The sequence below is a fragment of the Micromonospora sp. I033 genome, from assembly GCF_053890995.1.
The window spans coordinates 1-20,675 of record NZ_JBSSLX010000064.1; the positions used below are offsets into that span (position 1 = coordinate 1).

Sequence of the window (20,675 nt, forward strand, 5' to 3'; positions counted from 1 at the left end):
GGCAGACCCGGCCGACCGTCGTGGTCAGCCACCCGGGCAGGTTGTCGATGGCGTCGGCGTCGGCACGGCTCAGCCGGAGCCAGGTGTCCTGCACGGCGTCGTCGGCCTCGGCGGCCGAGCCGAGCATCCGGTGGGCCACCGCGCGCAGCCGGGGGCGCTGCTCCTCGAAGCTGCGGACCAACCGGTCGGTGTCGCTCACGGCCTCGCCACCCCCACGGCCTCGGTGACCGCCGTCACATCTGTCACGCCGCCGGTCCGGCCCTCGACAACCCGGTGACGGACGACGACAGCGGCCGCGCGGCGAACGCCGGCCAGCCTAACAGGACAGGACGGACGGAAAATGTCTCTCGAGGCTCGCATCCAGAACCCGGCGGCTCTCCTCCCCGACGCCGTGAAGGCGGTCAACCTGCTCTACAAGTCCGCGTACTCGGCCGGCGTGCCGGGCAGCATCCTGGAGCTGGTCCACCTGCGGGCCAGCCAGATCAACGGGTGCAGCGCCTGCGTCGACTCGGGTGCGCGCAGCGCCCGGAAGAACGGCGAGACCGAGGAGCGGCTCTTCGCGGTGGCCGCCTGGCGGGAGACGCCGTACTTCACCGACGCGGAGCGGGCCGCACTCGACCTGGCCGAGCACGCGACCCGGCTCGCCGACCGGAGCGACGCGGTGCCGGACGAGGTGTGGGACGAGGCGGCCCGGCACTTCGGGGAGAAGGAACTGGCGGCGCTGGTGCTCTGGATCGCCACCACCAACTTCTTCAACCGGATCAACGCCACCACCCGGCAGCCGGCCCCGCAGAACTGGGGCTGACCGACGACCGGCCCGGGGCGGGGGGTGTGCACACCTCCGCCCCGGGCCGGACACACGGCCTAGTAGTAGTTGTCGATCGGCTGGCGCGCCTCGTCGAACAGTGCCGGCCCCTCGTACCGAACCGGCGGCAGCGGAGGGGTGGCCGGCTTGACCTCCTCGAACTGCGCGGCGGACAGGGCGTACACCACCCGGCCGAGGCCGGACCGGTCGATCGCGGTCGCGCACATCGGGCAGGGTTGGCAACTGGTGAACATGGTGGTGGCGGCCGCCACCTCGGGTGCGAGTTCCCGGGCGGCCCAGCGGGCCAGCTTCAGTTCCGGGTGGGCGGTGATGTCCGAGTCGGCGACGACGGTGTTGTGGTCCTCGATCAGGACCGTGCCGTCCGCACCGACGAGCAACGAGCCGAAGGGCCGTTCGCCGGACGCCCCGGCCTGGTTGGCGATCTCCACGGCACGGCGGAGAAACTTCTCGTCGTCGGGGCTCATCGGTCCTCCTGGGATCTGTGGTGTGCGGCCACGGCCGCAAGGGTCTGCCAGGCGCGTTCGGGCTGACGGATCTCGGTCGGGTCGCCGTTGTACGGGTCGAGCAGCACCGCCGCCGCGCCGAGCCGACGGATCTGGTCGATGTCGGCGGTGATCTGGTCGATGGTGCCGACACCGGCGAGCCGGTCCGGGCCGGTGACCACTTCCCGGGTCTCCCGCAGTTTGATGCGCGGCGTCAATGCGGGCACCGGGCGGCCCAGTTCCTCGGCCGTGGCCCTCAGCCGCCCGGCCGCGTCCGCCAGCCATCCGGACGTGACCCGCAGCGGGTGCCAGGCATCACCGAGCAGCACCGCGCGACGGATGCCGGCGTCGCTGTTCCCGCCGACCCAGATCGGGATCGGCGGCGAGTCGTAGTCGTCAGTGTTCCGCCAGGCGTCGCGCAGGGCCCGCAGGTACTCGTCGGTCAGCGCGCCGCGGCGCCGGAACGGCACGCCGAGCGCCTCGAACTCCTGCCGGGCCCAGCCGACGCCGACGCCGAGGACGAGCCGGCCACCGCTGAGCCGGTTGAGGTTCGCCGCCATCCGGGCGGTGAGCAGCGGGTGCCGGTACGGGACGATGAGCACCGTGGTGCCCAGCCGGACCCGGCGGGTCACCCCGGCCAGCCAGGACAGCGTGGTGAACGGCTCGTAGAACGGCGCCGGATACTGCTCGGCCACGTCCGGGGTCACCACGACGTGATCGGAGACCATCAGCAGGTCGAAGCCGAGGCCCTCGACCGTCTGCGCCCACCGGAGCAGCACATCGGGGTCGGTACCCGGGGCGAAGTTCGGTACGTTCACGCCAATGTGCACGGGCACCACGCTAGTCACGGCGGGTCTGGTCTGTGAACAGCGTGTTCCCGGCCTTTGCGGCTCTCTGCCGTGAGTCCGCCGATAGATTCGCCCGGTGGCCGAGCATCTTGATGCTGTCGATTGGTCGATCCCTGACCGAGTTGCCCGTCGCGCGGCGGTGCGACGGCTGCGCGCCTCGGCCGGCTGCCGGCATGTTCACATCACCCAATCCACCGTGTGGCAGACGGGTTATCTGGGCGGTGCGGGTGCCTTATCGGGGTGTCGTACTGATCTGCGGGCGTCGGCGACCGCGATCCCGAGCAGCACCGCGGTGACCGCGGCGACCGTCGCCAGTGGTGGAGCGAAGGCCAGTGGCGCGGCGAGGAGCAGCAGCGCGCCGATGCTGAGTAGCCGGCGTAGGGCGAGTCGCGCGAAGACCACCCATTCGAGCAGGGCCCGGCCGGCCATGTACGTGGCCGGGCCTCCGACCATGACTGCCAGCCAGGCTGGGTAGGTACGGGTGGTGGGGTGTGTCTGTACCAGCTCGTGTCCGACGGCCGTGCCGACGACGCCCATGATCATGGCTAGGTGTGCGCCGCCGGCTATCCGGCCCAGGCTCGCGGGATTCTTCGCCGACTTGATTGCCTCTCCGAACAGCTCGCCCGACGTGTGGAAGTAGATCCGCCAGAGCAGCACGGTGGTGAGGAACGCGATCACCAGCCCGAGCGTCTTGGTGAGGCTGTGGAAGCCGGACTCGTCGGTGTAGGCGATCCCGACCGAGAGGATCGCCTCCCCCAGCGCGATCAGCAGTAGTTGCCGGTAACGGTCCGCGAGGTGCTCGGTACAGTCAGCCCAGGCGAGGACGCGTTGGCGTCCCAGCCGGGGCACTGGCCAGCCCAGCCGGGACGCACCGTAGTCGATGGCCACGGCGAGTGACCACAGCAGGATCTGGGCGAAGCCGTGCATGACGGCGCCCAGCAACCAGGGCACGGCAGACAGGCAGAACCAGCATGTGGCCCGCAGGTATGCGTAGCACAGGGGATTCCCTCTGATGGCCACGGCGCGCACCAAGGATCCGCCGACCTGGAGCACGACGTACACCACGGCGAAGGCCATTCCAGTCCCGTCGAACGCCTCGGGTACGGCGGCGCCCAGCAGGAGCATGCCGAACGCCGTGGCCACCACGATGACCTGCACCGCGCCTCGGCGGGGCTCGAAGCGTGCCGTGAGGTACGCCGTCCCAGTCCACACCCAGATCAGCGGCAGGATCAGCAGGGAGCCCTCAACGGCTGTCGTCCACCGTTCAGCGAGGGAATCGCTCCCGATTCCCGGCGTGCTGAATGCCACCACCCGGTTAAGGGCGAAGACCACCACCAGGTCGAAGAAGAGTTCGACGAGGGTGGCCTGTTGCTGGCTACCCGCGCCCCGCAGCAGCCCGGCCGTCCTGCCGGCACCCCCTGCCGCACGCCCCCGCTCCATTCCCCGCATTCAAGCTGAGTGGCCGGCATGTGAGGACGACTTTCCGGTAATGGCCTAGAAGCCCACAGCAGCTTCGCCGAGAGGTTCGGAAGCCCCCTCGCCCGGCGTGTAGAGCGATGCCCACTGAAGAACAGGGTCTGGTCACTGAGTTCTCATCAACTCGCGCAACTTCCGGCCGCGCTCGACCCGCTCCGGGTGCAGCTCGTCCTTCAAGGTGTGGCCCGGCATGTTGATGCAGTTCTGACCGGGATAGGCATGGCAGACGGGGCAGAGTACGTAGCCCGGGCTGAACGGCAACGGGATGCCCTGCGACAAAGCGGCCATGGCCATCTTGCGGGCGGCCCGGTACAGCTCCTCGTCGCGATGGACGGCGGCGGCGTCCGTGATGTATTGCAGAGCGGACCAGAACCATAGCCCAGCCTGCTCCCTGCTCAGCCCTTTCAGCTCCCGAACAATCTGGCTTTCGGGGGACTCCTCCGGACGCTCCACGCGCCCAGTCTCCCCGCGTTCCAAGGGGCAAAACCCCAGGCCAGAAGACTCCGTGAGGCCCGACATCCCCGGCATCCGACCTTTCGAACCGGTCCAGCGGGTCGCGGGGCAGCCCCACGTCCTGGACGCCAAAACCGAGGACTCCGAGGCAGTGTTGCCGCTGCCCGAGATCACCTGGCTCACCCGGGGTCCGCCTGCACGACTTGCGGCACACCGTCGTCTCCCTGCTGGTGGAGCCGGGCGTCCCCCTGCACGTGGTTCAGGCCATCGCCCGGCATGCCGACGTGAAGATCACGCTCAAGGTCTACGCCCACGCCAACCTCGACGCGATGCGTCAGGCGCTCGGGAAGCTCGACGGGAGGCTGTCGTGAGCCCCGCTGCTGTCATGCGGCGGTCTCGCGACGGCTGCCGCCGCGAAATGCCTGATGGTGTTGGAGCCCCCGGCCGGGATCGAACCGGCGACATCTCGCTTACAAGGCGAGTGCTCTGGCCAGCTGAGCTACAGGGGCGCGTGGTGCAGTCGTCAGCATAGCGACTGAGGCCCGGAAATCCCGTTCAGCAGGGCTCCCGAGCACGGAAAACGTCAATTTCCCGACCTCGACACCACCGGATCCATGTCGGATCGCGGCGGGGACCGTGGAGATTGATGCCTTGCCGTGCCCGCCTGACCGTTATGCCGTATGCGCTCCGTCCCACCGGCCGCCCCTCGTCTTGGCAGGCTCGCCAAACCCGTTTACGGTGCAGTGACACGGACGACACTCCGGTTGGCCTCGGCTGCCCGGGCGACCGCCCGTTGGCCGGCACCTCGGGTGCCGGTCGCTCCTTCCACTCGGATCGTCCGGCACGTTCCTGCCGGTGAAAGGAAGCGCTCCACCATGGCTACGGTCACCTACGCGAAGGCGTCCCGGATCTACCCGGGCACCGAACGCCCCGCGGTCAACCAGCTCGACCTCCAGATCGGCGACGGGGAGTTCCTCGTCCTGGTCGGCCCGTCGGGTTGCGGCAAGTCCACCAGCCTCCGGATGCTCGCCGGCCTGGAGGACGTCGACGACGGCGCGATCTACATCGACGACCGGGACGTCACCCACCTCCCGCCGAAGGCCCGCGACATCGCGATGGTCTTCCAGAACTACGCCCTCTACCCGCACATGACGGTGTACGAGAACATGGCGTTCGCCCTCAAGCTGCGCAAGACCTCGAAGTCGGAGATCGACCGGCGGGTCAAGGAGGCGGCCGGGCTGCTCCAGCTGGAGGAGTTCCTCAACCGCAAGCCGAAGGCGCTCTCCGGCGGCCAGCGGCAGCGTGTCGCCATGGGCCGCGCGATCGTCCGCGAGCCGCAGGTCTTCCTCATGGACGAGCCGCTGTCGAACCTCGACGCCAAGCTCCGGGTGCAGACCCGTACGCAGATCGCGTCGCTCCAGGCCAAGCTCGGCGTCACCACGGTCTACGTCACCCACGACCAGGTCGAGGCCATGACCATGGGTCACCGGGTCGCGGTCATGCTCGACGGCGTCCTCCAGCAGGTGGACACCCCGCGGGCGCTCTACGACACCCCGGCCAACGTCTTCGTCGCGGGCTTCATGGGCTCCCCGGCCATGAACATCAAGACCGTGCCGCTGACCGAGCGCGGCGCCGCGTTCGCCGAGATGAACGTGCCGCTGACCCGCGAGCAGGTCGAGGCGGCCCGCGCCGAGGGCGGCGACGGCAAGGTGACCGTGGGCTTCCGTCCGGAGGACTGCGACCTGGTCAGCCCGACCGAGGGCGGCATGCCGGTCGTGGTCGAGCTGGTCGAGGACCTGGGCTCCGACGCCAACGTCTACGGCCACGCCGCGCTCGAGGGCCACAACGAGCGGTTCGTGGTCCGCACCGACCGGCGCACCATGCCGAACATGGGCGACACCGTGTTCGTCAAGCCGCGCCAGGACCGCAGCCACGTCTTCCACGCCGCCACCGGCAACCGGATCTGACGTACGCGACGAAAGGGGCGGCCCGCCATCGGCGGACCGCCCCTTTCTCGTGCCTGCGCTACGCCTCGACGGAGCGGCGGCGAGCGACCTCGGCGAGGGTGACCGCCGCCGCGACGCTGGCGTTCAGCGACTCGACGTCGGAGACCATCGGGATGCTGACGGTCAGGTCGCAGGTCTCGCCGACCAGGCGGGACAGCCCGCGCCCCTCCGAGCCGACCACCACAACCAGCGGGCCGACCGCGGCCTCCAGGTCGTAGAGGTCGGTCTGCCCGTCGGCGTCCAGGCCGACCACGATGAAGCCGGCGTCCTTGCACGCCTTCAGCGACCGGGTCAGGTTGGTGACCTGGGCGACCGGCACCCGCGCGGCCGCGCCGGCGCTGGTCCGCCAGGCGGTCGCGGTGATGCCGGCGGCCCGCCGCTCGGGTACGAAGACGCCCTGCGCGCCGAACGCGGCGGCCGACCGGATGACCGCGCCGAGGTTGCGCGGGTCGGTGACCCCGTCGAGCGCGACCAGCAGCGGGGCGGCCTGCTCCAGCGCCGCCGCCATCAGGTCCTCGAACGGCTCGTAGGCGAACGGCGGCACCTGGAGGCCGACGCCCTGGTGCAGCACGCCGCCGGTCATCCGGTCCAGCTCGGCCCGGCTGACCTCGAGGATCGCGATCCCCCGGTCGGCGGCGGTGCGGACGATCTCGTTGACCCGGTCGTCGATGTCGATGCCCTGGGCGGTGTAGAGCGCGGTGGCCGGCACCTGGGCGCGCAGCGACTCCAGCACCGGGTTCCGCCCGACCAGCAGCTCCGGGCTGTCCTTGGCCGGGTTCGCCTTACGGCCGGGGGCGACCCGGGGCCCGGACCGGCCGGCGGGCTTGCCGCCGCGGCCCTTCGCCGTGGGGACGCCCCGGCCCCCGCCCTTGCCCCAGGTGGTGTCCTTGCTGCCCGGCTGGCCGATCTTGGGCGCGCGCCCCTCCTCGGCCGCCGTGCGGCGCTCCTTCTCCTGCTTCCAGGCGGTGCGCTGGGGCAGCTTCTCGGTGCCCGAGTACGCCTTGTGCCAGGGACGCTCGTCCGCGGGCAGGGTGCGGCCCCGCCCGGCGAGGGCGTCCTTGCCCTTGCCGCCGGAGCCCTTCGGGGCGCCCGCCTTCGGCGTCAGTCGCCGGCCACGGCGCTGCGAGTTGCCGGCCATCAGTCCTGCTCTCCAATAGTCCAACGCGGGCCCTGGGGGGTGTCCTCGACGACCACGCCGGCCTGCTTGAGCTGGTCGCGTACGGCGTCGGCGGCGGCCCAGTCCTTGCGGCTGCGGGCCTGGGCGCGCTGCTCCAGGGCGAGCGCGATCAGGGAGTCCACCACGCCGCGCAGGTCGTCCGCGCGGCCACCGCCGGTCCAGGCCGGGTCCAGGGGGTCGACGCCGAGGATATCCAGCATCGCCCGGGTGGCGGCGAGCGTCGTGCGGACGGTCACATCGTCGCCCGCGGTCAGCGCGGTGTTGCCGTCCCGGACCACCTCGTGCAGCACGGCCAGGCCGGCCGACGTGTTGAGGTCGTCGTCCATCGCCGCGACGAAGCCGGCCGGCAGCTCGCCGAGCTGCCCGGCGCCGACCCGCTCGGCGGCCCGCTGGACGAAGCCCTCGATCCGCCGGTAGGCGACGGCGGCCTCGCGCAGCGCGTCCTCCGAGTAGTCGATGCGGGAGCGGTAGTGGGCGGCGGCGTAGTAGTAGCGCAGCTCCACCGGGCGCACCCCGAGGGACGCCACGTAGTCGAGGTCGAGCGTGTTCCCCAGCGACTTGCCCATCTTGGTGCCGCCGATGCCGAGCAGGCCGTGGTGCACCCAGTAGCGGGCGAACGGCAGGTCGGCGGCCTGCGACTGGGCGATCTCGTTCTCGTGGTGCGGGAAGGTCAGGTCGAGCCCGCCGCCGTGGATGTCGAACTCCGGCCCCAGGTAACGCCAGCACATCGCCGAGCACTCGATGTGCCAGCCGGGGCGGCCCCGGCCCCACGGCGACGGCCAGTATGCGTCGGCCGGCTCCTCGGGCTTGGCGCCCTTCCAGAGCGCGAAGTCGCGCGGGTCGCGCTTGCCCCGCTCCGGGGCGTCGCCGGCGGACTGCATGTCCTCCGGCGACTGGCCCGACAGCGACCCGTACGCCGGCCAGGAGGCCACGTCGAAGTAGACGTCGCCGGAGCCGTCGGTGGCCGGGTAGGCGTGCCCGGTCTCGATCAGCCGGGCGATCAGCTCGTGCATCTCCGGGATGTGCCCGGTGGCCCGCGGCTCGTAGGTCGGGGGCAGCACGTTCAGCGCCCGGTAGGAGTCGGCCAGGATCTGCTCGTTGGCGTACGCGATCGACCAGAACGACCGCCCCTGCTCCATCGCCTTGACCAGGATCTTGTCGTCGATGTCGGTCACGTTGCGGATGAAGGTGACCTCGAAACCCGAGGCGATGAGCCAGCGGCGCAGCACGTCGTAGTTGACGCCGGAACGAAGGTGGCCGATGTGCGGCGGGGCCTGGAGGGTGAGACCACACAGGTAGACCCCCACCTTGCCGGCTTCCCGCGGGACGAAGTCCCGCACCGAACGGGTGGCGGTGTCATACAGGCGTAGCGTCACCGTACAAGGGTAGCCGTCCGCGCATGTCGGGGTCGCCCGGAGCCGGGTCGTACGCTGCGTGCTGTGGACACGGCGGCACGGGCGGGAGAGACGGCGCAGACCCTGGACCGGGGGCTGCGCCTGCTGCACCTGGTCGCCGACGCGCCGGGCGGGTTGACCGTCACTGAGGCGGCGAACCGGCTGGGCATCGGCCGGGCGGCGGTCTACCGGCTGGTCGGGGCGCTGACCGACCACGGCATGCTGCGCCGCGACGCCGCGGGCCGGCTCCGGCTGGGCGCCGGCGTGCTGCACCTGGCCCGGCGGGCCCAGCCGCTGCTCGCCGAGGGGGCGCTGCCCGCGCTGCGCCGCCTCGCCGAGCAGGCCGGGGCGACCGCCCACCTGACCGTGGTCGAGGGCGGCGAGGGGGTGGCCCTCGCGGTGGTCGAGCCGAGCTGGACCTCGTTCCACGTCGCGTACCGGACCGGGTCGAGACACCCGCTGGAGCGCGGCGCCGCCGGCCGCGCCATCCTGGCCGGCCGGGCCGGCGCCGCCGGCCCGGTGAGCACCAGCGGCGAGCTGCAGTCCGGGGCGTACGGGGTGGCCGCGCCGGTGCTCGGGGTGCCGGGGCTGGAGGCGAGCGTCGGCGTGGTCTCGCTGACCCCGCTCGACGTCGCCCAGGTCGGCACCCAGGTGAGCGCCGCCGCCGAGTCGATCGCCGCGGCTTTGTCCTGACCCGGGACCGGGCTCGGGGCTCGGCCGCCAGCTCGCCGAGGTGGCGGTGTCGGAGGGCGGCGGACCCCGCCAGCTCGGCGGGCTGGCGACGGACTCACCACGGCAGGCACCGAATCATCGCCACGCCAGGTCCCACATCCAGCGGGGCGCTGGACAGCGCCGCACTGGCGCTCCGGTGCGCCTCACGGTCGCCAGCCCCGCGCCACCAGTGCGGCGCGGATCTCGCGGACCAGCGCGGGGAACTCCCGGTGCAGGCGGCGACCGGTCACGGGCAGCACCAGCCAGCCGGCCGCCACGAGCTGGTTGAGCCGCTGACGGTCCCGGTGGAGCTGATCCGGGTCGACGTGCCACTGGCCGTCGTAGTCGACGGCGACGCGGAACTCCGGCCAGGCCAGGTCAGGATGCAGGACGAGGCCCGACGGCCCGCGCACCGGGTGCTGCGCGACCGGGCGGGGCAGACCGGCCAGCACCAGCCGGACCCGCAGGTGCGACTCGGGCGGGGACTGCGCCCCGGGGTCCGCCAGGCCGAACACCCACCGCGCCCGCCGGCCACCGGGCCGTCCGGCGTTGCGGTCGGCCACGCCGACCAGGTCGGTCCGGCTGACCGTGCCCATCCGCAGCAGAGCGTCGACGATCCCGACCGCCCGGACCGGGTCGGACCAGACCGCTGTCTCCCAGGCGCAGACAGCCGGCTCGGTGCGGAGCAACCGGCCTCGTCCGGCCGGCAGGCCCGGCTCGCGGCCCACCGGCCCGGGACTCGCGATCGCCGTGATGACGGCCGCCTGCCTGGGCTCGGCGGCACCGTCCCGGCCTGACGTGGTGCTCCGCAGGCCGATGGCCGGGCCGTCTCGGCCCGGGGTGGTGTTCGCCGAGCCGTTGTCGGGTCCGTTCCGGCCAGGTGTGGTGTACGCCGGGCAGGTCGGGGCGGCGGCGGAGACGAGGAGGCCGATCCGTTCGGGCGGTGACGGGGCCTGGTGCACCCGGACACCGGGTTGGGCGTCGGCCCGCGCCGTTGCCGGCAGCAGGACGTGCACGTCGTCCCGGAAGCCGGCGGCGTGCTCGACCCCGTGCAGGTAGGCCGCCGAGGGCCCGGCGAGCAGCGCGCCCGGCGGCAGGCGGAGCAGCGCGGCGCGGCAGGCGAGCGCGTGGTCGCGGTCGAGGCGGGCGTCGGCATAGACGTCCTGCCGGAGCCGGATCCAGGAGGCGCCCCGGAGTTGGTGCCGGGTCAGCAGCCCGCGCCGGACAACATCCGAGCCGCGGAAGACCTGCCAGGCCAGCTCGGGCGGTCGATAGGGGTGAGGTGGCATGCCGACCAGCGTGGCGGCGCCGGGCGGCCGGCGGACACCCCTGTGGACAACCGCGATCGCCCATGACCCGGTGCCCTGTGGACAGCCGTCACCGTGCCCGGCCGGTGTGTTAGCGGCACGGCTCTCGACCTCCGCCGCACCTCGCCGTGCTGGTGTCGGCTGGCTCTCGGGGAAGGGCCGACGTGGACGCCGTGACCCTCCGCACGATTGTCATTGCATCGGGCAACTTCTATGGTTACAGCAGCTTGGCGTTCTCCTCGGAAGACGGGGGCCGGAGGACTGATGGGCTTCTGTTCGCGTGTCGTGTGCCGCCACCCGGCACGGCTGTCATGAGATTCCGACTGCTGGGCCCGCTCTCCCTCGAGGGGCCCGGCCAGCACCGGCCCGGCGGCCGGCGATCGCGGGCCGTGCTGGCGTTCCTGCTCGTCGAGGCCAACTCGCTGGTCCGGGTCGAGCAGATCATCGACGCGGTCTGGGGCGAGTCGCCACCTCGCACGGTCCGCACCCAGCTGCACGGCCAGATCTCCGCGGTGCGCCGCTGGCTGCGCGCCCTCCCGGACGCCCGGATCGTCACCCACGACAGCGGCTACGTGCTCCGGACGGACCCGTCCGACATCGATGTGGAGGTGTTCCGCCGGCTGGCCCGGCAGGGGCGCGGGCTCACCGCCACCGGGCAGCCGGTGGCGGCGGCCGAGGCGTACCGGGCCGCCCTCCAGCTCCACGTCGGTCCACCGCTCGGCGACATCGACGCGCCCTTCGCCCGGGCCGCGGCGGCCCGGCTCACCGAGGAACGGCTGGCCGTCCTCGCTGACCTGGCCGACCTGGACCTCGCCGCGGGGCGGCACCACGAGCTGATCCCGCGCCTCTCCGCGCTTGTGGAGCGGCACCCGTGGCACGAGCCGCTCTGGTGTCACCTGCTCGTGGCACTGGACCGCGCCGGCCGCCGGGGTGAGGCCATCGCCCGCTACCACCGGGTCCGCCTGCTGCTCCGCCACGAGCTGGGCGTCGAGCCGGGCCCCGAGCTGTCCCGGACCTACCGGTCGCTGCTGGGCGCCCCTCCGGCGGCGGTCGGGACGGACCTCACCCTCACCCTCAGCCGGCTGGCCGAGGCCGAGCGGATGCTGGGCGAGATCCGGCAGCAGTTGTCGCGGCTGGATGCCGGCACGGCGACGGCGCGGCCGGTGGTCCCGACCGCGCCGCCACCGCCGCACGCGTCAGACGGTGGTGCAGGCCACGCGGAGATTGCGGCTTGACCCGTCCCGCAGCAGAACGGAGAGCGTCTGCCCGCCGGGGCCGCACGACTTGCCGGTGTAGACCCGGACCTCGTACCGGCCGTTGGTGAAGGTGACGGCGCCACTGCTCGCCGTCGGCTGACCGTTCCAGGAAACCCCGACGACCGCGTTCAGGTCGGTGACCGGCGTCCCGTTGGCGGCGAGCTTGAAGGTGACGAGGAAGTTCCCCCCGGAGACGGCGTCCGGATAGCTGCCGCCCAGGTACGCGGATCCCTCGTAGAAGCCGTCAAAGGTGTACGCCGGCACGCTCGGCCGCAGGTAGTTGCCGGTCACGTGGTTGGCCAGCGAGGTGCCGGCGGACATCCCGGAGTCGGCGTCGAACTGGTAGTGGACGCCCAGGTAGACCCGGCTCCTGGCGTTCTCCGTGGCGGCGGCGCCGAACCCGGTGAAGCTGCGGCTCGCACCGACGGCGTGCGGGTCCTCCGTCCCGCCGACGAAGCGGAATCCGTCGGTGCCGAAGAACCCCTTCATCGCACCCGCCCAGGCGGCGGCGAAGGTGGCGTGCCCGGAGACGTACGCGGGGAACGGCGGGGAGAAGTTGACCCCGTTGCGGTCCGCGGAGAGTGGCTTCCAGTTCGGGTCGGGCCTGGTGGCGGTGTTGTTGTCGTCCTGCGGCTCGTGGATCGCCGATTCGGGCCGCCACAGGTCGATGGCGGTCTGGTACTTGGCGTCCCAGGCGATGATCGCCGCGTCGCCCATCGCGATGCCGACCAGCGCGAAGAGGCGGGCGTTGCCGGCCTGGGTGAGCTTCGCCGACTTGGCCACCACCTGCGTGTGCGCGAAGAGCTGCCCCGGCGGCTTGTAGGTGCCGTCGAGGTCGTTGGCCCAGAACCAGGCCGCCTGCGTCTGGTCGGCGGTCCGGGTGCTGCTGTTGTACGCGCCGAGGCCCCTCACCTCGTTGACCTGGTTCGCGTACGTCTGGCTGGCCAGCAGCTGGGCGTAGGTGGTGTAGCCGCCCGGCAGGCCGGGGCGGAACTGGGTGGTCGAGGTCATCGCGAACGGCTTCACCAGTCCCCAGCTGGGGGTCGCCGGCTCCCCGGAGCCGGTGCGGCGCCACTGGCCGGCGACCGTGCCGTCGGCGTAGGTGGAGGTGTCCGGTGAGCCGTCGTTGGTCCGGAAACTGATCATGGCCTGCGCGCTGGCCGAGCCCATCCGCTGGCCGTCCGTTCGCGCCGGCGAGCTGGGGATGTCCTGCTGTGCGGTGGTGAGGTCGGCGGCGAAGCTGATCGACGGCCAGATGCTGCGCAGCGTGTCGTACGCCGCGTAGTCGATGGCGGTGGCCAGATCCGGGCTGACCCCGGCGGTGGGAGCCACCTTGATCCGGTACGGCTGCCCGATGCACCGATCAGCTCCGTCGGCGCAGAGGGCGGAATTCGTGGCGTCGTAGATGGCGCCGTGGACCATCGCCCCGGCGCGGGCGAGCGGGCCGGGCGCGCCGCCGACCTGACGGAAGGTGCGGAGCAGGACGTCGTTCCAGTACAGGACGTGGTCGGTGGGCCCGGCGGCGAGCGCCGGGGCGGTGGGTGCGACGGCGGCGACGGTGCCGACCGTGAGTGCCGTGAGCGCCATGGCGCTCCAGCGGCGACGGGACATGTGCAACCAGCCCAATGGGACTCCTCGGTGAGAGACCTCGATCGACCGCGGTTGATGACCGCGGCTCCCACCAGGCTGGGCGGGCCGGCTACGCGCCGGCTACGGCGTCGCTATCGGGGCGGCCCCGTCGAGGGCGGCGAGCACCTCGGGGAGACCGGCCAGGGTGGTCACCTCCGCGTCCGGACGTGACCCGGGCGGGCAGGGCACGCCCTGCCGGTTGAGCCAGATCCCCCGCAGGCCGGCGCGCTGCGGGCCGGCCACGTCGTGGGCGAGGGAGTCGCCCACGTACGCGATCTGCTCCGCCGGCACGCCCGCCGCCTCGACCACCGCGGCGTAGAACTCGGGGGCGGGCTTCTTGGGCAGGCCGCCGTCGTGCGCGTACCGCTCGAAGGCGAACTCGCCCGCGAGGCCGCAGCGTTCCGCGCGGCTGTTGCCGTTGGTGGCGTAGCCCAGGAGGTAGCGCCCGCGGAGCGCGGCCAGCGCGGGCAGCGCGTCGGGGAACGGTCGGGTGAGCGCGAAGCGGCGCGCGAAGAAGAGCGCCGCCAACTCGTCCAGGTGGTCGTCGAGTGCGGCCCGGGCCAGCGACCGGGCCAGCGCCGCCCGCCGGATCTCCTGCACCGGCGCGGCGCTGAGCGCCCCGAAGACCGCGTGCCAGTCGGACTCGAGGTCCGCGAGGGACAGCGCGGCCGCCGCCGGGGTCAGCCGCCGCATCTCCTCGAGTACGGCGACCAGCCCGCCGGTCACCGCCGGGCGCAGGTCGAGCAGGGTCTCGTCGGCGTCGAACACCACCACGCGCAGCACGACGGCCAGCCTCTCAGGCCAGCGCCGGCGCGTCGGCCCGCTCGTCCACCGGCTCGGGGCGACCGCCGCGCAGCTCGTCCACCCGGACCAGGGCGACACCGGCCACGATGAGTGCTCCGCCGAGCAGTTGGACGGCGCTCGGCAGCTCGCCCAGCACCAGCCAGGCGATCAGCACCGCGAACATCACCTCGGTCAGCCCGACGAAGGAGGAGAGCCGCGCGCCGAGCAGCCGGGCCCCGGCGACACCGGTCAGGTAGGCGACCACCGCGGCGATCAGTGACAGGCCGGCGATCGGCACGAGCCAGCTCATCTCGTGCCCGGCGAAGCTGACGTCGGCGGTGCCGGCACGCAGCGGGAGCGCCCCGACCAGCCCGAGCAGCAGCAGCACCAGGGCGCCGACGGCCATGCCCCCGCTGGCCATCACCACCGACGGCAGCGCGGGGTCGACCCGGCCGGCGATGACGAAGTAACCGGCCAGCCCCACCCCGGCGCCGAGCCCCCAGAGGACGCCGACCGGGTCGAGGCGGGCGGCGCCGGTCAGGTCCAGCACGAACACCAGCCCGCAGAGGGCGGCCAGCGAACCGACCACGGTGAGCACCCGGGGCCGCTGGCCGTGGACCAGCCACATCCAGCCGACCACCAGCACGATGCCCAGGTACTCCAGCAGCAGCGCGACGCCGACCGGCAGGTAGCGGACGGCGTTGAAGAAGCACGCCTGCGCCAGGGCCACCCCGAGCAGCCCGAACACCACGAGCGTGCCCGCGTTGCGGCGCAGCACCGGCCATCGCCCACGCAGTGCCAGCAGGGCGGGCACGGCCAGCACCAGCGCGGCGATGCCGACCCGGGCGAGCACCACCGCCTCGGCGGACCAGTCGCCGGTGATCAGCGGGCGGGCGAAGGTGCCCGAGGTGGCGAAGGTGAGCGCGGAGAGCAGGGCCAGGCCGAGGCCGACGCCGGGCCGTTCACGCATCGACAGCTCCTTGGGTCGACCGGACAGGAGTCAAGTGGGATTATGCTGATGACACTAGGCCGACCGCTCGACAGGAGTCAAGTTGCTGTTCGCTCATGACACCGAGTGTGGCCTGGTCGCGGCCGCAGCCCTGGTCAACACGGCCGGGCCGGACCGGGAAGGGCTGCCCGACGTGGCCGCCCTCGACACGTTCTTCGCCGCCTACGGGTGGACCGGGCGGCACGAGCAGACCGAGGCGGAGCTGCGTGAGGTCCGCGCGCTGCGGCCCCGGCTCCGCCGGATCTGGTACGCCGACACCGACGAGGTGGTGGACGTGGTCAACGGGCTGCTCCGGGAGTCGCACGCGCTGCCCCAACTCGTCCGGCACGACGACGAGCCGTACCACCTGCACGCCGTGCCGCGGGAGGCGCCGCTGGCCACCCGGATGGCGGTCGAGGCCGCGATGGCCCTGGCCGACCTGGTCCGGATGGACGAGCTGAGCCGGCTGCGCCTCTGCGAGCACCCCGACTGCGAGAACGTGCTGGTCGACCTCTCCAAGAACCGGTCCCGCCGGTTCTGCGACGCCGGCTGCGGCAACCGGGCCGCGGTCAGCGCCTACCGGGCCCGCAAGGCGGCGGCCCACTCCTGACGCACGCCGGCCCTCCCGCCCCCGGGCGAAGAGGGGCCCGGTGCCGCGACTCAGGGGTGGGTCATCCGGAGCAGGTCCAGGGCCTCGTCGAGCTGGGTCTCGCTGAGCTTGCCCGAGTCGACGTGGCCCCGGGAGATCACCACCTCGCGGATGGAGACCTGCTTGGCCAGCGCTTCCTTGGCGATCGAGGCGGCCTCGTCGTAGCCGAGGTGACGGTTGAGCGGGGTGACGATCGACGGCGAGCCCTCGGCGTACGCCAGGCAGACCTCGGCGTCCGCGACCAGGCCGACCACCAGGCGGTCGGCGAAGAGCCGGCTGGCCGCGGCGAGCAGCCGGATCGATTCCAGCAGGTTGCGGCCCATCACGGGGAGCATCACGTTCAGCTCGAAGTCGCCCTGCGAGCCGGCGAACGCCACGGTGGCGTCGTTGCCGATCACCTGCGCGCACACCTGCCGCATCGCCTCGGCGACCACCGGGTTCACCTTGCCCGGCATGATCGACGAGCCGGGCTGGAGGTCGGGGATGCGCAGTTCCCGCAGGCCGGCGCGCGGGCCGGAGCCCATCCAGCGGATGTCGTTGGCCATCTTGTAGAGACCGACCGCGACGGTGCGGAGCTGGCCGGAGGTCTCCACCAGCGCGTCCCGGGCGCCCTGTGCCTCGAAGTGGTTGCGCGCCTCGGTCAGCGGCAGGCCCGTCGAGGCCCGCAACTTCTCGATCACCTTGCCGGCGAAGCCGAACGGGGTGTTGATGCCGGTGCCCACGGCGGTGCCGCCGAGGGGCAGCTCGGCGAGCCGGGGCAGCGCCCCCTCCAGCCGCTCGACGCCGTAGCGGACCTGGGCGGCGTAGCCGCCGAACTCCTGGCCCAGGGTGACCGGGGTGGCGTCCATCAGGTGGGTACGCCCGGCCTTGACCACGGTCTCGAACTCGGCCGCCTTCTCCTCCAGCGCGCCGGCCAGGTGCTTCAGCGCGGGCAGCAGGTCCTCCACCACGGCCTGGGTGGCGGCCAGGTGGATCGAGGACGGGAAGACGTCGTTGCTGGACTGGGAGGCGTTGACGTCGTCGTTCGGGTGCACGTTGCGGCCCAGCTCACGGCCGGCCAGCGTGGCGATCACCTCGTTGGTGTTCATGTTGGACGACGTGCCGGAGCCGGTCTGGAAGACGTCGACCGGGAACTGGTCGTCGTATCCGCCGTCGGCCACGTGCGCGGCCGCGGTGGCGATGGCCTCGGCCACATCCGGGCCGATCACGCCCAGCTCGCCGTTGACCTGGGCCGCCGCCCCCTTGATCTGCGCCAGGGCCTTGATCTGGGCCGGCTCGATGCCCCGCCCGGAGATCGGGAAGTTCTGCACCGCACGCTGGGTCTGCGCCCGCCACAGCGCCTCGGCGGGGACCTCCACCTCACCCATCGAGTCACGTTCGATCCGGTAGCCGGTCGCCTCTGGAGTCGTCACGCGTACCATCCTGCCGCGCTCGCCGCCGACGCGCACATGATCGCTCAGTCCAGCTCGGCGAGCAGCGCCGCCACCTCGTCCCGCTCCGGGGCGTCGAGCTGCCGGAGGATGTCGAGGGCCCGGATCGCGTGCGAGCGGGCGGCCGCCGGGTCGGTGACGCGCAGGCAGCGGGCGATGCCGGCCAGCGCCCCGGCCTCCTCGTGCCGGGCCCGCAGCCGGACCGCGTCCCGGAGCACCCGGCGGTAGAGGTCGAGCGCGCTCCGCACGTCGCCCTGGTCGAGCAGGGCGCGCGCCAGCAGGTTGCGGGAGAGGCAGCCGAGGACCCGGTCCCCGGAGGCGGTCACCGCGATCAACGCCTCGCGGTGCAGGGCGGCGGCGGCCTCCGGCCGCCCCAGCTTCCGCTCGATCACGCCCAGCTCGTTGAGCACCTCGCCCTCGCCGAAGCGGTTGCCCTCGCGGCGCTTGAGCCGGAGCGCCAGCCGCAGGAACCGCAGCGCCCCGGAGAGATCGCCGAGCCGGGCCCGGGCGGTGCCCAGGTGGCCGACCGCGTTGCGCACGCTGTTCAGGTCACCCGCCTCCCGGCCGAGGGCGAGCTGGCGGCGGGACACGGCCTGCGCCTCGGCGTACCGGCCCCAGGCCAGCAGCACCACGGTCTGGTTGTTCAGCAGCGCCGACACGGCGGCCGGCTGCCCGGTGGACCGGGCCAGTTCGAGCGCCGCGTCCAGGTGCCCCATGGCCGGCGCGAGCTGCCAGTCCGCCCCGTACGCGATGGCCAGGTTCCGGCGGACGGTGGCCTCGCCCTCGCGGTCGCCCAGCCGCCGGCGGATCTGGAGGGCGCCCTCCATCAGCTCGATCGCCTCGGGGAAGCGACCGAGCCGGAACAACCCGGAGGCCAGGTAGTTGCGGGTGGTGGCGACGGCCGCCTCGTCGTCGCACCGCTCCGCGGCGCGCAGGCCGACGGTGTGCGTCTCGATCAGCTCGTCCAGGTGGCCCCGGCTGAAGAGGTGGTACCAGCTCACCCGGGCGAGCTGCCAGCAGTGCCGGAGCAGGCCCTCGTCGGCCGCCAGCCGGACCAGTGCCGGCAGCGTGGCCCGGTTGCGGTCGAACCACGCCGGGCCCTCGGCCGCGCAGGCCTCCACCAGGTCCGGCCTCGGCGGCTCGGGCAGCACCAGGGCGGAACGGCTGGCCGCGGGCTCCATTCGCCGGGAGATCGCGTACGCCGCGTGCAGGTGGTGGTCGAGCAGCCGCCGCACCGCCTCGGCCCGCTCGCCGGGCTGCCCCACGCCGCCCACGAGCTGCCGGGCGAAGTCCCGCACCAGGTCGTGGAAACGGAACCGGCCGGGCTCGGGCTCCTCCAGCAGATGGGCGTCGACCAGGCCGTCCAACAGGTCCTGCGCGTCGGCCGGCGGCAGGTCGGTGACGGCGGCCGCCACCTGGTGGTCGAAGAACGCCCCGGGATGCACGCCGAGCAGCCGGAACAGCCGCTGCGCGGCCGGGTCGAGCTGCGCGTACGACAGGTCGAAGGCCTGCCCCACCGAGCGTTCCCCGACGGACAGCTCGATCAGCGCGTTCCGGCCGGCGGCCAGCCGGTCCGCCAGGTCCCGGACCCGCCACCGGGGACGGTGCACCAGTCGCGCCCCGGCCAGCCGGATCGCGAGCGGCAGGTAGCCGCAGCGGCGGGCCACCTCGGCGGCCGCCTCCGGCTCGGCGGCCACCCGGTCCGCGCCGACCACCCGGGCGAGCAGCTCGACCGCCTCGTCCGGGTCGAGCACGGCCAGCGAGGACGGCCGGCCGCCGTCGAGGCCGGTGAGCCGGCGTCGGCTGGTGATCAGCGTGAGGCAGTCCGGGCCGTTGGGCAGCAACGGCGCCACCTGGACGGCGGTGGCCGCGTTGTCGAGCACCACGACCGCCCGCCGCCCGGACAGCTCGCTGCGCCACAGGGCCGCCCGCTCGTCGACGTCGGCGGGGATCCGCGCGGCGGGCACCCCGAGCTGACGCAGCAGCGCGGCCAGGGCCGCTGCCGGGGTGACCGGCTCGCGCTCGCTGTGGCCGTGCAGGTCGATGAAGAGGTGGGCGTCCGGGTAGCGCGCGGCGAGAGCGGCCGCCAGGTGCACGGCCAGGGCGGTCTTCCCGGTGCCGGCCATACCGTCGATCAGGTGGATCCGGGCGTCGCGCTCCTCGATCTCCTTGACCAGCCGGGCCAGCGTGTCCTGCCGGCCGGTGAAGTCGCTGATCGCCCGCGGCAGTGCCCGGACCGGGCTCGGGGCCGGTTGCTGCGGCCCGGTCAGGGCCAGGTCGCCGGCGAGCACCCGCTGGTGCAGCTCCTGCAACGCCGTGCCCGGTTCGATGCCCAGCTCATCGGCGAAGATCCGGCGCCCCTCGCGGTAGACGGCGAGCGCGTCCGCCTGGCGGCCGACCGCGGAGAGGGCCAACATCAACTGGCCGCGCAGCCGCTCCCGCAGCGGGTTCCGTTCCACGGTCTCGCTGAGCTCGTCGATCAGGTCGGCCGCCCGGCGCAGCCGCAGCTCGACCTCGACGCACTCCTCCAGCACGGTGAGTCGCTGCTCGTCGAGCGCCTGCGCCCGCCGGCGTACGCTCCGGCTCGCGATGCCGCTCAGCGCCGAACCGCGCCAGAGCGCCAGCGCGGCCCGGTAGTGGCGGCTCGCCTCGGCCGGCTGCCCCGCGTCGACGGCCGCCCGGCCGGCCTCGACGGTCTGGGCGAAGACCTCGGCGTCCAGGTCGGCCGGAGCGATCCGGATGCCGTATCCGACCGGGTCGGTGACGATCGTCTCCGGCGGCAGGCCGAGCGCGACGAAGCGCTGCCGCAGCCGCGACACGCAGATCTGCAACTGGGTCCGGGTGGTGGCCGGCGGACGCTCCTCCCAGATCGCGTCGACGAGTTCCTCGACGGGCACCACCCGGCCGGCCCGCAGCAACAGCATGGCCAGCAACGTCCGATCGCGGCCCGCCGTGATGGTGGCCTCGCCACCGCCGACCCGCAGCGGCCCCAGGATCCCGAACCGCATCCGCGCCCCCGCACGCCTCTTGTGGAACTTCCAGCAGCGTAACCCGCCGGTCACCGCGCGCGGCGGGCGGGTGATAGCGACGTGATAGCGGATCGACAGCACCACCCCGGAGACTCGTGCCGGGTTGCCGGGACACGGCATCCGACGGGGGCGGTGCGCCCGTCCGGGCGCGCGCCCGGGCGGGCGCACCGATGTCGATCACCCACCTCGATCCAGGACCGTGTAACGCCCGCCGGCCGAGCCGCGCTGAGC

At 73.1% G+C, this 20,675-nt stretch carries 19 protein-coding genes and 1 tRNA gene; 6 read left to right on the top strand and 14 right to left on the bottom strand.

All coding sequences use genetic code 11. The features are described 5' to 3' along the window. A partial coding sequence (locus tag ACW0Q9_RS13550; RefSeq protein WP_456181153.1) for a sigma factor occupies positions 1-199 on the bottom strand: 199 nt, incomplete at its 3' end. 141 nt (positions 200-340) lie between these two features. Here ACW0Q9_RS13550 and ACW0Q9_RS13555 point away from each other — a divergent pair. Beyond that, entirely contained in the window at positions 341-805 is a 465-nt protein-coding gene (locus ACW0Q9_RS13555) for a carboxymuconolactone decarboxylase family protein (protein ID WP_456181155.1), read from the top strand. 59 nt (positions 806-864) lie between these two features. Here ACW0Q9_RS13555 and ACW0Q9_RS13560 read toward each other — a convergent pair whose 3' ends face one another. From ACW0Q9_RS13560 to ACW0Q9_RS13575, 4 genes are all read right to left on the bottom strand, one after another. Then, positions 865-1,290 (bottom strand): nucleoside deaminase, encoded by a 426-nt coding sequence (locus ACW0Q9_RS13560; RefSeq protein WP_456181157.1) that lies wholly within the window; start codon positions 1,288-1,290, stop codon positions 865-867. Beyond that, positions 1,287-2,138 carry an LLM class flavin-dependent oxidoreductase gene (locus ACW0Q9_RS13565; protein WP_456181159.1) on the bottom strand — a complete coding sequence of 284 codons (852 nt, stop codon included), beginning with the start codon at positions 2,136-2,138 and terminating at the stop codon, positions 1,287-1,289. The genes ACW0Q9_RS13560 and ACW0Q9_RS13565 overlap by 4 nt, the downstream gene beginning before the upstream one ends. Before the next feature lie 228 nt (positions 2,139-2,366). Continuing rightward, positions 2,367-3,596 (bottom strand): low temperature requirement protein A, encoded by a 1,230-nt coding sequence (locus ACW0Q9_RS13570; RefSeq protein WP_456181161.1) that lies wholly within the window; start codon positions 3,594-3,596, stop codon positions 2,367-2,369. Positions 3,597-3,737: 141 nt separating this feature from the next. Further along, a complete protein-coding gene (locus ACW0Q9_RS13575) occupies positions 3,738-4,085 on the bottom strand; it encodes a zinc finger domain-containing protein (RefSeq protein ID WP_456181163.1) in 348 nt (115 codons plus the stop codon). Between the two features lie 203 nt (positions 4,086-4,288). Here ACW0Q9_RS13575 and ACW0Q9_RS13580 point away from each other — a divergent pair, with 203 nt between their 5' ends. Further along, a complete protein-coding gene (locus ACW0Q9_RS13580; RefSeq protein WP_456181165.1) occupies positions 4,289-4,456 on the top strand; it encodes a tyrosine-type recombinase/integrase in 168 nt (55 codons plus the stop codon). Between the two features lie 61 nt (positions 4,457-4,517). Here ACW0Q9_RS13580 and ACW0Q9_RS13585 read toward each other — a convergent pair. Continuing rightward, positions 4,518-4,594, bottom strand: a tRNA-Thr gene (locus ACW0Q9_RS13585). Between the two features lie 366 nt (positions 4,595-4,960). On the opposite strand from ACW0Q9_RS13585, the gene ACW0Q9_RS13590 reads away from it, so the two are divergent. Continuing rightward, the gene (locus ACW0Q9_RS13590) at positions 4,961-6,052 is read left to right on the top strand and encodes an ABC transporter ATP-binding protein (RefSeq protein WP_456181166.1); all 1,092 of its coding nucleotides are present in this window, start codon (positions 4,961-4,963) and stop codon (positions 6,050-6,052) included. A gap of 58 nt (positions 6,053-6,110) precedes the next feature. Here ACW0Q9_RS13590 and rlmB read toward each other — a convergent pair whose 3' ends face one another. Together rlmB and cysS are read right to left on the bottom strand one after the other, a co-directional pair. Beyond that, positions 6,111-7,229, bottom strand: a complete 1,119-nt coding sequence (gene rlmB, locus ACW0Q9_RS13595; RefSeq protein ID WP_456181168.1) for a 23S rRNA (guanosine(2251)-2'-O)-methyltransferase RlmB — start codon at positions 7,227-7,229, stop codon at positions 6,111-6,113. Beyond that, the gene (gene cysS / locus ACW0Q9_RS13600) at positions 7,229-8,644 is read right to left on the bottom strand and encodes a cysteine--tRNA ligase (RefSeq protein WP_456181170.1); all 1,416 of its coding nucleotides are present in this window, start codon (positions 8,642-8,644) and stop codon (positions 7,229-7,231) included. Before cysS ends, rlmB begins: the two co-directional genes overlap by 1 nt. Positions 8,645-8,707: 63 nt before the next feature. Between cysS and ACW0Q9_RS13605 the strand changes: the two genes are divergently transcribed. Further along, on the top strand, positions 8,708-9,355 hold the full coding sequence (locus ACW0Q9_RS13605) for an IclR family transcriptional regulator (protein WP_456181172.1): 648 nt from the start codon (positions 8,708-8,710) through the stop codon (positions 9,353-9,355). A gap of 182 nt (positions 9,356-9,537) precedes the next feature. On the opposite strand, the gene ACW0Q9_RS13610 is transcribed toward ACW0Q9_RS13605, so the two are convergent. Further along, complete coding sequence (locus ACW0Q9_RS13610; RefSeq protein WP_456181174.1) at positions 9,538-10,662, bottom strand: hypothetical protein; 1,125 nt, start codon at positions 10,660-10,662, stop codon at positions 9,538-9,540. 329 nt (positions 10,663-10,991) lie between these two features. On the opposite strand from ACW0Q9_RS13610, the gene ACW0Q9_RS13615 reads away from it, so the two are divergent. Continuing rightward, positions 10,992-11,915: an AfsR/SARP family transcriptional regulator gene (locus ACW0Q9_RS13615; RefSeq protein ID WP_456181176.1), complete on the top strand. Its 924-nt coding sequence runs from the start codon at positions 10,992-10,994 to the stop codon at positions 11,913-11,915. On the opposite strand, the gene ACW0Q9_RS13620 is transcribed toward ACW0Q9_RS13615, so the two are convergent. From ACW0Q9_RS13620 to ACW0Q9_RS13630, 3 genes are all read right to left on the bottom strand, one after another. Continuing rightward, positions 11,877-13,562, bottom strand: coding sequence for a vanadium-dependent haloperoxidase (locus tag ACW0Q9_RS13620; RefSeq protein ID WP_456181178.1), 1,686 nt, complete (start codon positions 13,560-13,562; stop codon positions 11,877-11,879). The two genes, ACW0Q9_RS13615 and ACW0Q9_RS13620, sit on opposite strands and share 39 nt — an antisense overlap. 84 nt (positions 13,563-13,646) lie before the next feature. After that, a complete protein-coding gene (locus tag ACW0Q9_RS13625) occupies positions 13,647-14,348 on the bottom strand; it encodes an HAD family hydrolase (protein WP_456181180.1) in 702 nt (233 codons plus the stop codon). Positions 14,349-14,361: 13 nt separating this feature from the next. Then, complete coding sequence (locus ACW0Q9_RS13630) at positions 14,362-15,318, bottom strand: EamA family transporter (RefSeq protein ID WP_456181182.1); 957 nt, start codon at positions 15,316-15,318, stop codon at positions 14,362-14,364. 82 nt (positions 15,319-15,400) lie between these two features. Here ACW0Q9_RS13630 and ACW0Q9_RS13635 point away from each other — a divergent pair, with 82 nt between their 5' ends. Next, positions 15,401-15,946 carry a CGNR zinc finger domain-containing protein gene (locus tag ACW0Q9_RS13635; protein WP_456181184.1) on the top strand — a complete coding sequence of 182 codons (546 nt, stop codon included), beginning with the start codon at positions 15,401-15,403 and terminating at the stop codon, positions 15,944-15,946. 50 nt (positions 15,947-15,996) lie between these two features. Here ACW0Q9_RS13635 and ACW0Q9_RS13640 read toward each other — a convergent pair whose 3' ends face one another. Both ACW0Q9_RS13640 and ACW0Q9_RS13645 read right to left on the bottom strand, forming a co-directional pair. Continuing rightward, positions 15,997-17,406, bottom strand: a complete 1,410-nt coding sequence (locus ACW0Q9_RS13640) for a class II fumarate hydratase (protein WP_456181186.1) — start codon at positions 17,404-17,406, stop codon at positions 15,997-15,999. 35 nt (positions 17,407-17,441) lie between these two features. After that, positions 17,442-20,423 carry a BTAD domain-containing putative transcriptional regulator gene (locus ACW0Q9_RS13645; RefSeq protein WP_456181188.1) on the bottom strand — a complete coding sequence of 994 codons (2,982 nt, stop codon included), beginning with the start codon at positions 20,421-20,423 and terminating at the stop codon, positions 17,442-17,444. Positions 20,424-20,675: the final 252 nt, after the last annotated feature.

Bases quoted from the DNA above. Each gene is read 5' to 3' on its own strand.
- ACW0Q9_RS13555 (WP_456181155.1), top strand. From the start codon at position 341: ATGTCTCTCGAGGCTCGCATCCAGAACCCGGCGGCTCTCCTCCCCGAC.
- ACW0Q9_RS13560 (WP_456181157.1), bottom strand. From the start codon at position 1,290: ATGAGCCCCGACGACGAGAAGTTTCTCCGCCGTGCCGTGGAGATCGCC.
- ACW0Q9_RS13570 (WP_456181161.1), bottom strand. From the start codon at position 3,596: ATGGAGCGGGGGCGTGCGGCAGGGGGTGCCGGCAGGACGGCCGGGCTG.
- ACW0Q9_RS13590 (WP_456181166.1), top strand. From the start codon at position 4,961: ATGGCTACGGTCACCTACGCGAAGGCGTCCCGGATCTACCCGGGCACC.
- rlmB (WP_456181168.1), bottom strand. From the start codon at position 7,229: ATGGCCGGCAACTCGCAGCGCCGTGGCCGGCGACTGACGCCGAAGGCG.
- ACW0Q9_RS13610 (WP_456181174.1), bottom strand. From the start codon at position 10,662: ATGCCACCTCACCCCTATCGACCGCCCGAGCTGGCCTGGCAGGTCTTC.
- ACW0Q9_RS13615 (WP_456181176.1), top strand. From the start codon at position 10,992: ATGAGATTCCGACTGCTGGGCCCGCTCTCCCTCGAGGGGCCCGGCCAG.
- ACW0Q9_RS13630 (WP_456181182.1), bottom strand. From the start codon at position 15,318: ATGCGTGAACGGCCCGGCGTCGGCCTCGGCCTGGCCCTGCTCTCCGCG.
- ACW0Q9_RS13640 (WP_456181186.1), bottom strand. From the start codon at position 17,406: ATGGTACGCGTGACGACTCCAGAGGCGACCGGCTACCGGATCGAACGT.
- ACW0Q9_RS13645 (WP_456181188.1), bottom strand. From the start codon at position 20,423: ATGCGGTTCGGGATCCTGGGGCCGCTGCGGGTCGGCGGTGGCGAGGCC.